Origin of the sequence: Halalkalibacter okhensis, assembly GCF_000787375.1 — a bacterium.
In the GTDB taxonomy this organism is placed as follows: Bacteria; Bacillota; Bacilli; order Bacillales; family Bacillaceae_D; genus Halalkalibacter; species Halalkalibacter okhensis.
Genome location: NZ_JRJU01000001.1, coordinates 149,620 through 163,264 on the forward strand (window position 1 = coordinate 149,620; position 13,645 = coordinate 163,264).

Annotated in this window: 14 protein-coding genes; all 14 read right to left on the minus strand. The window is 38.4% G+C overall.

Annotated elements, in window-relative coordinates; all coding sequences use genetic code 11:
• Nucleotides 1-80 precede the first annotated feature (80 nt).
• Complete coding sequence (gene cccA / locus LQ50_RS00785; RefSeq protein ID WP_034625020.1) at nt 81-458, minus strand: cytochrome c550; 378 nt, start codon at nt 456-458, stop codon at nt 81-83.
• A gap of 148 nt (nt 459-606) precedes the next feature.
• Nucleotides 607-1,137, minus strand: coding sequence for a hypothetical protein (locus tag LQ50_RS00790; protein ID WP_034625023.1), 531 nt, complete (start codon nt 1,135-1,137; stop codon nt 607-609).
• 154 nt (nt 1,138-1,291) lie between these two features.
• Nucleotides 1,292-2,413 (minus strand): RNA polymerase sigma factor RpoD, encoded by a 1,122-nt coding sequence (gene rpoD, locus LQ50_RS00795; RefSeq protein WP_034625024.1) that lies wholly within the window; start codon nt 2,411-2,413, stop codon nt 1,292-1,294.
• Nucleotides 2,414-2,461: 48 nt separating this feature from the next.
• The gene (gene dnaG, locus LQ50_RS00800; protein WP_034625026.1) at nt 2,462-4,255 is read right to left on the minus strand and encodes a DNA primase; all 1,794 of its coding nucleotides are present in this window, start codon (nt 4,253-4,255) and stop codon (nt 2,462-2,464) included.
• 54 nt (nt 4,256-4,309) lie between these two features.
• Complete coding sequence (locus tag LQ50_RS00805) at nt 4,310-4,789, minus strand: YaiI/YqxD family protein (protein ID WP_070808099.1); 480 nt, start codon at nt 4,787-4,789, stop codon at nt 4,310-4,312.
• 270 nt (nt 4,790-5,059) lie between these two features.
• Complete coding sequence (locus LQ50_RS00810; protein ID WP_034625028.1) at nt 5,060-5,875, minus strand: pyruvate, water dikinase regulatory protein; 816 nt, start codon at nt 5,873-5,875, stop codon at nt 5,060-5,062.
• 19 nt (nt 5,876-5,894) lie between these two features.
• The gene (gene ccpN / locus LQ50_RS00815) at nt 5,895-6,530 is read right to left on the minus strand and encodes a transcriptional regulator CcpN (RefSeq protein ID WP_034625029.1); all 636 of its coding nucleotides are present in this window, start codon (nt 6,528-6,530) and stop codon (nt 5,895-5,897) included.
• 135 nt (nt 6,531-6,665) lie between these two features.
• Nucleotides 6,666-8,747, minus strand: a complete 2,082-nt coding sequence (glyS, locus tag LQ50_RS00820) for a glycine--tRNA ligase subunit beta (RefSeq protein WP_034625031.1) — start codon at nt 8,745-8,747, stop codon at nt 6,666-6,668.
• A complete protein-coding gene (gene glyQ, locus LQ50_RS00825) occupies nt 8,740-9,630 on the minus strand; it encodes a glycine--tRNA ligase subunit alpha (protein ID WP_034625032.1) in 891 nt (296 codons plus the stop codon). The genes glyS and glyQ overlap by 8 nt, the downstream gene beginning before the upstream one ends.
• A 312-nt stretch (nt 9,631-9,942) precedes the next feature.
• Nucleotides 9,943-10,692: a DNA repair protein RecO gene (recO, locus tag LQ50_RS00830; RefSeq protein WP_034625034.1), complete on the minus strand. Its 750-nt coding sequence runs from the start codon at nt 10,690-10,692 to the stop codon at nt 9,943-9,945.
• A gap of 39 nt (nt 10,693-10,731) precedes the next feature.
• A complete protein-coding gene (locus LQ50_RS24740; RefSeq protein ID WP_084138575.1) occupies nt 10,732-10,878 on the minus strand; it encodes a YqzL family protein in 147 nt (48 codons plus the stop codon).
• 710 nt (nt 10,879-11,588) lie between these two features.
• Entirely contained in the window at nt 11,589-12,500 is a 912-nt protein-coding gene (era, locus tag LQ50_RS00835; RefSeq protein ID WP_034625035.1) for a GTPase Era, read from the minus strand.
• Nucleotides 12,493-12,891, minus strand: coding sequence for a cytidine deaminase (locus LQ50_RS00840; RefSeq protein WP_034625036.1), 399 nt, complete (start codon nt 12,889-12,891; stop codon nt 12,493-12,495). The genes era and LQ50_RS00840 overlap by 8 nt, the downstream gene beginning before the upstream one ends.
• A complete protein-coding gene (locus LQ50_RS00845) occupies nt 12,884-13,627 on the minus strand; it encodes a DUF502 domain-containing protein (protein WP_034625038.1) in 744 nt (247 codons plus the stop codon). The genes LQ50_RS00840 and LQ50_RS00845 overlap by 8 nt, the downstream gene beginning before the upstream one ends.
• Nucleotides 13,628-13,645 lie beyond the last annotated feature (18 nt).

The following is a 13,645-nucleotide window of genomic DNA, read 5'->3' on the forward strand; positions in this document are numbered from 1 at the left end:
TCTTTGTACTTTCTCCCAGTTCATCCATTTCAAACATATATAGAAAAGACGAGAGTTGTCAATGTACTCTCGTCTTCATATTATTCGGATTCTGCTAACAAATATTGAGCAATTGCATCAGCTTCCACTTCATTTAAGTTCGTAATAGCTGGCATGGCTCCGTAACCACCAGTAATAATATCAGTAATTTCTTCCGCTGAATATTTACCTTCAAGCGCTGTTAATGCTGGACCTGATGCACCACCAAGGTCTCCACCATGACAACCAATACATGATTGTTGAGCAAGTTCTTGACCAGCAGTCACAGGATCTTCAAACTCTGTTACTTCTTCAGCCTCATCTGTATCATCAGCATTCATTTGTGCTCGTTGGTCAAGTCCAACAAATGAAAGTGCTACCATAAGCAATATTCCCACAATAGCGGTAATTGCAAAAGGTAATAGTGGTCTTCCTTTCATCATCATATCCTCCTTTTGATAGTCTCGGATCACACATATCGTCAAACAACTATGTAGACGCTTTTAAAGATTCCCTTCTCATTCTACTTGATATTGTCCATAAAGAAAAGGGATCTTTTGAGTTTTGCTTTTTTTGTCACTCTTTTATCTAAAACAAGAAAAAGATTGATACTAAAAAACCTATAGCTCCTGCTATGACAAAGATACGTAACGAATACCACCAACCCACAAAAAGCCAAACTATACAATGAATGATGGAGAGGTGGATCAGGTATGCCGAATGACCAACTGCAGCCATTACTATTTCTACAGTTAATAAATAAAAAATAAGTGCTGTAATCATAAAGTAATAAGAAGAAATAAGTGCATGACTTGATTTACTTGCCACTAGTAAAATAGCAGCAATAAATGGCACAACAACTGTTATTTGCATTGCTAGCGAAAAATCGGTAAAATAAATGACAAGAATTGTTAATAGAAACAACAGTTGCACCATAATAAATGTCAATAATGTGAATTTCGTTACACTTAATGATTTCTTTTTGCTACTTTCTTTTAATTCATGCTCACCTTCTGTATAGAGCGTTAGTAAAAAATCACAATAGTTCTCAGGGAGTAATTTTGTTGATTTCCAATGCCTAATTTCATTAATTATTATCTTTTTTCTATTCTCGTCCATCTTATCCTCCTGCCAGCCAAAGATTGAATCAAAGGCAAGCCAAAAGGCCTGATTCCAATAGATGAATATAGTTAACGATCAACTATACGTACTTTCAATAGAATCAGACCCATTATGAAGACTCTTTTGTCCTATATCATTCGCTTACTAAGATCTACTCTAGAAAATCCTTTAATCGCTTGCTACGACTAGGGTGGCGAAGTTTCCTTAATGCTTTCGCTTCAATTTGACGAATACGCTCACGAGTAACACCAAATACTTTACCGACTTCTTCTAAAGTGCGAGTACGACCATCATCTAACCCAAAACGTAAACGAAGAACATTTTCTTCTCGATCTGTTAACGTATCGAGAACATCTTCTAATTGCTCTTTTAGTAGTTCATACGCAGCTGCATCAGATGGAGCCAATGCTTCTTGGTCTTCAATGAAATCACCAAGATGCGAGTCATCTTCTTCACCAATTGGCGTTTCCAAAGACACGGGCTCCTGAGCAATTTTTAAGATTTCACGAACTTTGTCCGGAGTTAACTCCATCTCTTGTGCTACTTCTTCTGGTGTTGGCTCCCGCCCAAAATCTTGAAGCAACTGACGCTGTACTCGGATTAGTTTGTTAATCGTTTCTACCATATGAACAGGTATGCGGATTGTTCGTGCTTGGTCCGCTATCGCACGAGTAATAGCTTGCCTAATCCACCATGTTGCATACGTACTAAATTTATATCCCTTTTCATAATCAAACTTTTCAACAGCTTTAATTAAACCCATATTGCCTTCTTGGATTAAATCAAGAAACAGCATACCACGACCAACATAACGTTTTGCAATAGAGACAACTAGACGTAAGTTAGCTTCCGCTAATCTCCTTTTTGCTTCTTCATCACCTTGTTCAATTCGTTTGGCAAGCTCAATTTCTTCTTCAGCCGAAAGAAGGGGAACACGACCAATTTCCTTTAAATACATTCTTACTGGGTCATTTATTTTAATACCAGGTGGTACACTTAAATCATTTAGGTCAAACTCTTCTTCATCTTTTACAGCTTGCTGGAGATTAGGAACAACATCGTCTGCCTCATTTAAGATTTCGACACCTTGTTCACCTAGATATTCAAAAAACTCATCCATTTGATCGGAATCCTGGTCAAATGCTGCTAATTTCTCTGTAATCTCAGCATAAGTAAGTACTCCGCGCTTTTTACCTATCTCCACTAATTGTTCTTTCACTTGATCGATAGACAATTCACCTTCCGCTAGTGGGCGTAGTGGTTTATCTGCCATTCGATCCCCTCCTTCCATTGTTCACAACCAAAGCTTCTTGCCAATATACTAGTGAAGCTCTTGTTTCATACGATTGATCTCCATCAGAAGTCTTGCTGCTTCTAACGGGTCTTTTTCCTGCTTCATTTCTAATTCTTTTTGTTGTATTTGTACCCTTTTTGGATAGATTTCAATCAATTTCATATAATCGAGCAGTTCTTGCTCTTGAACGTCATCATTTAACGACATCATTGCAAGCTCTGTTGCAATTCTAATTAACCTTTCATCTTGCAACCCTTGAATAAACTGACTTGGATTTGCTTCATACCCTTCTCCAAAGTATGCAAAAAGATGAGCTGCAATTGCTTGATGTTCATCAATATTAAAACTCCCACCGATACGCTCTTGAACAAGTTCAGTAACTTCAACATCTCTCATCATATGAGCAAGTAAAAATCGCTCAGCATTTTGATGGGCAGGTAATAATTTTTTTGCTTCTAAGGATTTCCTAGATTGTATTGGACGCTCTTTTGCTTGATATTGACTCTGATCTTGCTTCCGTTTTTCTCGATAAATCTGAAACTGTTCGTGCTTTAATGCTTCTAAAGAAAGTGAAAATTCTTCCGCAATCTGCCTGAGATAGTGATCTCGCTCAACTGCACGTGGCAAAGCACTTATCTCCTTTAATACATCCTCAATATAACTCATTCTTTCTGCTTCATTTTGCATATTCTTACCTTTACGCAAATAACGCATCTTAAATGACATTAAGGTCAAACTTTCCCCTATTACATTCGATTTGAAGCTTTCGGCACCGTATGTACGAATATAGTCATCGGGGTCAAGTCCTTCTGGCATTTGAGCCACTTTTACAGTACAACCGACTTGTTCTAATATTCCTGCCGACCTGAAGGCCGCGCTTGTTCCTGCTTTGTCTGAATCATAACAAATCGTAACCGTTTCGGCGTTACGCCTAATTACTTTGGCTTGCTCTTGTGTTAATGCAGTACCAAGTGTTGCAATTGTATTAGAAAGTCCTGCTCCCCACGCTGCAATTACATCTACATATCCTTCAAATAAGACAGTCGAACCTTGTTTCCTAATTGAAGGTCTAGCTAAATGAAGACCGTAGAGCGTATTTCCTTTATGAAAAATGGGTGAATCTGAACTATTCAAATACTTGGGCTTTTCATCTGAAATGGTTCTACCACCAAAAGCAATCACATTTCCTTGCCCATCCCAAATTGGAAACATGAGTCTGTTTCGAAAACGGTCATAATAACCATCTTTTGATTCCCTTTCACCTAATAAACTTGCTTGAACCATTGTTTCTAGTGAAAAATTGCGTTTCGATAAGATCGTAACAAGCGCATCCCAGCGATCTGGAGCGAAACCAATTTGGAAATGCTCGATTTGTTCTTTTGTAAAACCACGCTTTTTCACATAAGATCGACCTTCAGACCCTTGTTCTGTTAACGTAAGGACATGATAGTACAGCTTTGCTGCAAGCTCATGTGCTGATCGCATAAGAACCTGTGGTCCTTGGGCAGTGGTCTCGGCAGTAACTTCAGGCAAGTCAATATTTGCCCTCTCTCCAAGTTTTCTGACGGATTCAATAAATGTAAGTCCTTCGAGTTCCATTAAGAACGAAAATACATTTCCACCAGCACCGCAGCCAAAACAATGGTATAGCTGTTTATCCGGCGATACAGAAAAAGAAGGGGACTTTTCACCGTGAAAGGGACATAATCCAATATACTGCCGACCTTGCTTTTTTAGTTGCACATAATCACTAATTACTTCGACAATATCTGATGAGCGTCTAACAAGCTCAACCTTTTCATCCGGTATTCTGTTGCTCATTGTGTTCATCACCATTAATTCATACCAATTTCTCTTACAATTCGAGTTTTTTTGCTATGTTCCTTCTTTTTCTGTAACAATTTTTGTGAGTTGTTTAATAAATAATTGACGATCTTCTTGTCGAAATGGCTTTGGTCCTTTTGTTTTCCCACCCATTCTCCTATGTTTTTGCGAAATATAACGCGTATCTAACATTTGTAAAATGGTATCTTCTTGATAAATAAAACCACGTGGAGATAACGTAATAACCCCTTTTGCTAACATAATTGAGGCAAGTGCATGATCTTGCGTTACACATATATCCCCTTTTTGGGCATTATTCATCAAAAACAGATCGGCTGCCTCTTTATCATTATCGACTGTCACCACCTTAGCCGTAGGCGGTAAAGTCAATGTGTGTGCATAGGAAGAGACAAATACCATCGGCAAATTAACGAACTCACAAATTTCTACTATTTCTGATTTTACCGGACAAGCGTCCGCGTCCACATAAATGGTTTGTAATGAAGGATTCATAGTAGTTGAATTCAACATTCCCTTCAAAAATCCTGCTATCATTTTAAAGAATTTCGTAGATATTTGTCGAATGAAACAACTTTAACGTGTTTCTTTTTTTATCCTTACTATCATTACCAAAAAACAAAGAAAAAGTCTTGACTTTTAAAATTTATTTGTTCTTTTTTAAAATATAACCAAAAATTTCATTACTATTAGAATCACAATTCTTTATTATACGCAACTTAAGCTCCTTTGACTAGCCTAAAAATAAAAAGTACCTTGCGCGAAGACGCAAGATACTTACCGTTATTTTTTTAAGAACATACTAGAGATTAAATTTGCAGTTTCTTCCACTGCTTTATTTGAAACATCAATGACGGGACAGCCGATTCGTTGCATGATTTTTTCTGAATACGCCAATTCTTCTTTTATCCGATCAAGATTGGCATAATTCGCTTGAGCTTTTAACCCAAGTGCTTTTAAGCGTTCTGCCCTTATATCATTTAGCTTCTCTGGACTTATTTTTAATCCTACGCATTTCTTGGGTGTAACATGAAATAACTCTTTTGGAGGTTCCACTTCCGGCACAAGCGGAACATTCGCTACTTTTAATCGCTTATGTGCTAAGTATTGAGAAAGTGGTGTTTTTGAAGTTCGAGATACACCAATTAACACAATATCAGCACGGATAATCCCCCTTGGGTCTCGACCATCATCATATTTAACAGCAAACTCAATGGCCTCGACTTTTCGAAAATAATCTTCATCTAATCGATAAATTAATCCTGGTTCATAACGCGGAGCTTTGTTCGTCAGTGTTCCTATTTTCTCTAACATTGGGCCGATAATATCAACGGTATCGACACCGGTTTCCTCTGCCAACGTTAATAAATGTTCTTTGATTTCAGGAACAACCAATGTAAAAGCGATTAGTGCATTCGCTTTGCGTGCTAAGATAATGACCTCTTCAATTGTTTCTTTATCTTCCACATAAGGGATTCGTCTTACTTCTAGCCCGGCACTGCTAAACTGACTTGCTGCAGCCTTTACAACCAATTCAGCTGTTTCCCCTACTGAATCCGAAACAACATAGACAACTGGTCGCTGTCTAACATCTTCCATGAATGCCCCTCCTTACCGCTTATATTACTTCATCATTAGCTAAATCAACTAGTAATGCTGTTATATTGGTTTTCGTTATCCGCCCCACTACTTCAAAGCGTGAGCCATAATCTACTTCCACTACGATAGGAAGCCCGTCAATTTGTTTGTCAATCAGCTTATTAGCCACTTCAATAATTAAATCATCCTGCTTGCAAACTGTAATATTAGGCATTCTCGTCATAATAATACTGACAGGTATTGACTCGAGCGCTTGCTTTCCGAGACTTGCTCTTAGCAAATCTTTCCTTGAGAGAACACCTACTAAGGTTATATGCTTATCCACGACAAATAATGTTCCAACATCTTCTAGAAACATGGTACAGATCGCATCATAAACAGATGCTGACTCTTGAACAACCACGGGTCTGGATTGATATTCATTAACCGTTATGTTCTTAACTTTTTCAGCTAACATTTGGTTTCCGGATTTGCCTGTGTAAAAATACCCGACACGTGGCCTAGCATCTAAATATCCTGCCATTGTTAAAATAGCTAAATCAGGCCGAAGCGTAGCTCTTGTTAATGAGAGACGTTCTGCAATCTGTTCACCAGTAATTGGGCCACTTTCCTTAACAATCTCAACAATTATCTCTTGCCTACTTGTTAGTTCGATTGGTTTTCACCGTCCTTAGCACTAAAAGTGCCATACTAATATATAATTATTATATACGAATGATAGCCAATATGGAAAGCGCAAGCTTATATGACCTCCTATTTAAAAAGAAATAGGAAGTCATTCATTGCCTGATTAAGCAAATACGATGGACTGGAATTGAGCATAAGAACGAATCACCATAGACAGTTCTTGCATTTGCTGTAGTCGATTATGTCGTACTTTTTGATCCTCAGCCATAACCATGATGTGATCAAAATATTGATTAATCACCGGTTCTGAACTTGCAAGCTCTTCATAAGCTCGCTTGGCATCTCCCATTCCTAACGCCTTTTCCACATTTACTTTCAACTCTTGATAATGGTTAAATAATGCTTTCTCTTCCTCTTTTTCAAACAAAGTTGGATCAATTTCAATCGAGTCCTCAGCCTTTTTTGCGATATTGGTAACTCGACTAAGCGCCTCGACAACCTTTTTAAATGCCAAATCTTGACGTTGATCCGTTATAACCTTCGCTTTTTTAATAACTGTTTGAACATATCCTATTTCATCACTTAATACAGCATCAATAATATCATATTGAATCTCATTTTCTTGAAGGAGTGCTCTAACCCTTAATTTAAAAAACTCAACTAGTTCCATTTGAATGTCTTCATAGTCGCGCTTTAACAACTTTCGATCTTCAGCAACGTCTAAACTTATTTTTAATATTTGCTCAAGAGTGACGTCTAAATTATGATCGTGAAGCATTTGTACAACCCCTGCAGCTTGACGCCTAAGCGCGTACGGATCCTGTGAACCTGTAGGAATAAGACCAATGGCAAAACAAGTGACAATTGTATCTAGCTTTTCTGCAATACTGACTACCGTTCCAGCAAGTGAGAGAGGGCTTGTATCGCCAGCAAACCTAGGCTTATAGTGCTCATTAATCCCTTGAGCCACCTCTTTTGGTTCTCCTGCTAATTCAGCGTAAACTTCTCCCATTCTTCCCTGTAATTCAGGAAATTCATTTACCATTTGAGTAACAAGGTCAAACTTACCAATCTCTGCAATTCGATTCGCTGTTTTGGCCATTTTTGACTCAACTTTAAGCAATGCATTTAAGTCGGTAACAAGCTTTGTTACACGTCGAACCTTATCCCCAACAGAACCTAATTCCTCATGATAAACAATTTGTTCCAAACGTAAAAGCGCATCATTAATGTTTAACTTTTGATCTTCATTATAGAAAAACGAAGCATCAGAAAGTCTTGCGCGAAGGACTTTTTCATTTCCTTTTGCTACATTCTCAAGATGTTGATGATCTCCGTTTCTGACTGTAATGAAATAAGGTAGTAAGTCACCTTTTTCATTTTCTACCGGGAAATAGCGTTGATGTTCTTTCATCGAGGTAATCAACACTTCTTTTGGCAGCTTTAAAAAATCTTCATCAAAACTTCCTGATAGAGCAGTTGGATATTCAACTAAATGCGTCACTTCCTCTAATAGCTCTTCATCTATCGGAACAATCCAACCGTTCCCTTCAGTCATTGATTCAATTTGATTTCGTATTGCTCTTTTTCTTTCAATTGGATCAGCAATGACGTATTCACCAAGTAACGCTACTCCATACTCACTTGGATCACGCAACTCAATTTCCTTGCCAAGGAACCTGTGTCCATATGTTTTTACACCCGTTGCAATACCAGTAATTGAAAACGGAATGACCTCTTCACCGTACAAGGCAACAAGCCATCTAATCGGACGAGCAAAGCGGAGATCATTGCTACCCCATCTCATATTTTTGGGAAAGTGTAATGATACAATAATCTCTTTTAAAGCAGGCAGTAGCTCTACTGTCTTTTGCCCTGCAATGTATTTATTGGCAAATATATATTCTATTCCTTTAACTTCTTTAAAAAAGAGATCATCAGTCGTGACACCTTGCCCACGAGCAAATCCCTGAGCTGCCTTTGTCCAGTTTCCTTCATCATCATAAGCTATTTTTTTAGCAGGGCCCTTCGCTTCTTCCTCAATATCTGGCTGGCTTTCCCCAAGCCCTTCTAAGAAGATAGCAAGACGTCTAGGTGTAGCAAAGGTTCTAATAGAATCAAATGACAAACGTTCATCCTTTAACCATGATTCCACTTTTTCTTTTAATTGCTCAATAGAACTAGTGACAAAACGAGCAGGTAATTCTTCTAATCCAATTTCTAGTAAAAAGTCTCGTTTACTCATTGTTTTTCCCCTCCTCTTTTTTTAACATCGGAAAACCTAATCGCTCTCGTTCATCATAGTATAATTTTGCCGCTGCACGAGCTAGGTTTCTCACTCGCCCAATGTAACCAGTGCGCTCTGTAACAGATATTGCGCCTCTTGCATCAAGCAAGTTAAACGTATGGGAGCATTTTAAAATATAATCATAAGCTGGAAAGACAAGCGACTCATCTAGTGCTCTTTTAGCTTCTTGCTCATACGTTCCAAAAAGAGAGAATAGCATTTGAGTATCTGACACTTCAAATGTATATTTTGAATGCTCATATTCTGGTTGTTTAAAGATATCTCCGTACGTAAATCCTTCTACCCATTCAAGGTCAAACACATTTTCCTTATCCTGAATATAGGATGCTAGTCGTTCAAGTCCGTATGTAATTTCTGCTGAAACTGGACTTGCCTCAAGACCTCCAACTTGTTGGAAATATGTAAATTGAGTAATCTCCATTCCATCTAACCATACTTCCCATCCTAACCCTGCACAACCAAGCGTCGGGTTTTCCCAGTTGTCTTCTACAAAACGAATATCATGTTCTAATGGATTGATTCCAAGTGCCTCTAAGCTTTTTAGATACAACTCCTGAATATTTAGTGGCGATGGCTTCATAATAACTTGAAATTGATGATGTTGATAAAGCCGGTTTGGATTCTCTCCGTATCTTCCGTCTGCCGGCCTGCGTGATGGCTCAACGTACGCAACATTCCAAGGCTCAGGACCAATCGTTCTAAGTAGTGTAAAGGGACTCATCGTTCCTGCCCCTTTCTCTGTATCATATGCTTGCATGATCATACAATTTTGCTTTGACCAATATTCTTGTAACGTCAAAATCATATTTTGGACATTCACTTTTGTTTCCTCCTTAAATGGTTATGGTGACATTCGAGTGATGAAGCATAAGAAAAAGCTCCCATCCCTATGTCATTCTGACATAGGGACGAGAGCTCTTCCCGCGGTTCCACCCTAATTATTAAAGTCTAAGCAGACTTTAATCACTTTCATCGAATGTGCTCCAGAATGCCTTCCTTATCATCTAGAGCCCTAGCTCACACCGTCCTAGGTTCGCTTTCTCAAAGAGAGGATAAGTACTACTTTCCATCAATGCACCATATGTTATTACTAGCATCATATAAAACTTCGGCAAAAGTGTCAACATTGGAACTATAAATCACCCATCCGCTCCATCTGTTCAAGAAAACGTTTAGACTTTAACCTTAAACCTGAGTACTCATCATAATAAGCCGTTAACACTTCTTTTAATTCTTGTTTTGTTTCTTTCTTTAATGATATTTGTCCGAGACGATGCAAATCAATGTAAAAGAATAACCTTAATAATCTCGCCGTGTGAGCAGATAAACGATAAGCTTTCTCATCTCGATGAGAACATCGACTGCATAAAAAACCAGCATGACGAATTGAAAAGGCAACAGGGAGATCTGTAGAACTACAGCTCACACATTGGTCTAGCTCTGGTTTAATCCCAGCAACAGCAAGCATTTTCACCTCGTAAATTCTAAGCAACACATCAGAGTCAATACCTTCATTTAAATAATAGAGCGTTTGGTATAACAATTCAAAGAGATATGGATTTCTGGTCCTCTCTTCTGTTAATTTATCTGTCAGTTCAACTATGTAGGTGGCATAAGAGGCTCGAAATAAATCACTCCGAACCTCCCTAAAAGAATCTACTATATCTGCTTGGTTAAGGGTGCCTAAACCTTGATTTTGCTGGTAAACAAATGTGCCATAGATAAATAATTGTGAAGCAGCTGACAAGCGGTTTTTGGGCTTTTTTGCTCCACGTGACATAACCCCTATCTTTCCAAGTTCTCTTGAAAAAATGGTTAAAATTTTATTTGATTCGCCATAATCAGTTGTCCGAATCACAATACCTTCAATTTTTTGAATCATACTTGTCACCACACGTCCTTTGTGAGGTGTCAACATACATTAATGTGTTGGAGCGTCGGATGTTTCGATATCCTCCATGTCTTCTTTACTGAATTGATCGTCTGAATCCCGCTCTAATTCTTTCAACAATAAATACGTGTCCACATTACCTGTCATTGAAAAGACTTTCCATGAAAAATCGAGCATTTCAGAATCCACCTTTCTATAAAAGACTTAGACTTACGCTCTATACTTGTATGATGACCTACTTTCCTAGAATCATGATAAGGAAATATTGTTAATTGTAATTGCTTGACATTTACTATTTCCATTGTTTCGTTTGTCTACTTTTATGATAAAGAATTATGCAGTAAAAAACAATGGATATACGCCTAACGGATTTAGTTTTGAAGCAGTTCTTACTATACCAATAAGTAACACTATCCAGAGAATGGTTTAACAACTCAGCTATCTCCATGGATTCAAGCACACCTTAGTTAAGTTTAGTTAGAAAAGGGATATTTACCTTACCAAGCGAACATAAAAAGGAGTTCAAATTCATATGAATTTGAACTCCTTTTCAAGGAGGGTTCGCTCTTGCTCCTCGGGTTTATTAATCGTTAGGGCTCTTGGCTCTTGTTCCGTGCGAACATCGTTGCGATGGCTTCACTCGCCGTGCGCCTTTTGAGAAGATCGCTCAAAAGGCTTGAAACATGACGGCGGGTTTGCTCTTGCTCCTCGGGTTTATTAATCGTTAGGGCTCTTGGCTCTTGTTCCGTGCGAACATCGTTGCGATGGCTTCACTCGCCGTGCGCCTTTTGAGAAGATCGCTCAAAAGGCTTAAAACATGACGGCGGCTTCGCTCATCGCTTCGAGTTTATGATAAAAGGCAAGATCGGCCTTTTATCATAAACTCTCTAGTACTCATCTTCTCTAAATCCAAAGTCTCTGAGGTGGGCGGGTTTGTTGCGCCAGTCTTTTTGGACTTTGACCCAGATTTCAAGAAACACTTTTGAACCGAGGAGTGATTCTATATCTCCTCTTGCTCTCTTTCCTACTTCTTTAAGCATCGATCCTTGTTTCCCAATAATGATTCCTTTTTGGGAAGAACGTTCAACAATAATCGTTGCGCCAATATACACAGTATCACTATTTTCGCGTTTTTTCATTTGTTCAATGTTCACAGCAATTGAATGAGGAATTTCTTCTCTAGTCAAATGAAGAACTTTTTCACGAATTAATTCTCCAACAACAAAACGCTCTGGATGGTCAGTTACTTGGTCACTCGGATAATATTGTGGACCTTCATCTAAGTATTCTGTAATTTGTTCCATTAGTGTAGGAACGTTATTTCCTTGCAATGCAGATATAGGAATGACTTCTTTAAAATCATATTTTGTCCGATACGTATCAATAACCCCTAGCACATCATCAGGTGCAATCTTGTCAATTTTATTTATGACAAGAAAGACAGGTGTTGACGTATCTTTTAGCCGTTCAATAATAAACTCCTCGCCTGACCCAAATGCTTCTGCAGCATCCACTACATATAAAACTAGATCTACTTCTCTTAGAGTATTTTGTGCCACTTTCATCATAAAGTCACCGAGCTTATGCTTAGGCTTATGTATTCCAGGTGTATCAATGAAAACAATCTGAGAATGATTACTCGTATAAACACCTTGTATTTTATTTCGAGTCGTCTGTGGTTTATCCGACATAATTGCGATCTTTTGTCCAATTACATGGTTTAATAGCGTTGATTTCCCCACGTTTGGCCGACCGATAATTGAAACAAATCCTGATTTAAATCCTTTTTCGTTATTCATCCATATCCTCCGCTGTAAATGCACCAGGTAGTAATTCTTCTACCGTCATTTCTGTTATATCGCCTTTTAAATTCGTTAAAATAACATTTGTATCACGTGAACATAATTCAACCATTACTTGACGACAAGCTCCACATGGCGATACAGGCCTATCTGTATCTGCCACGACAGCTACCATCTTTACATTCTTATTTCCCTCAGAATACGCTTTAAACAAAGCTGTACGTTCTGCACAATTCGTAAGTCCATATGAAGCATTTTCAATATTAGCACCTTTATATACGGTACCGTCCTCCATCAGAAGAGCCGCTCCAACAGGGAAATTAGAATAAGGCACATGCGCTTGTTCTCTCGCTCGCTTAGCTTCGACGATTAATTCTTCTTTATTCATTTTCCTCATCCTTTCTTCTTGAACGCACATGAACGACCATATCCCGTTCATTGTACTCTGTTTCCATCTCACTTACTATAGCTTCTGTGTCAGGAGGCACAACGACCCCACCTGAAATAATGAACTTGAGTCCTTGCTCTACCGTCATATTTAATACGATTACCTCATCTCTAGGAACGAGTACTAGCCAACCAGAAGTAGGATTGGGAGTCGTAGGTAGAAAAACATTGATACAATCTTTTGAAGTGACACGCTGTACTTCTCCTTTTGATTCACCTGTTTGAAATCCAACCGTATACAAGCCTTTCCTTGGATATTCCACTAGAACAACGTTTTTAAAAGACGTTCGTTCTTGTGCAAACGCATGAATGACTTGTTCGACCGATGTATATATGGAATTAGCGATCGGAATCTTCCGGAAGGAACGATCAATCGTCCCAAACACCTTCGTGCCTTTTCCTTGAATACGCATCGCTCCTACCCAAGTTATAAGTAAAATCGTTAACACAAAGCCAATACCAAGAAGACGTTCCGAAAATGGCGTATATACTCCAAGAAAATAAATACGACCCTCTTCTGTTGTAATAATATTCAAAGCCTTTAATACGTCTGTAATAAAAGAACCAAGAAATGCGTCTACCAAGCCAAACAGAAATTGTATAACATAAATCGTTGCAATAGCAGGCAACAAAAAGATAATGCCTGCTATAATGTTCTTTTGAAATCTCTTCCACATAGTAGAGGGTACTCCTCT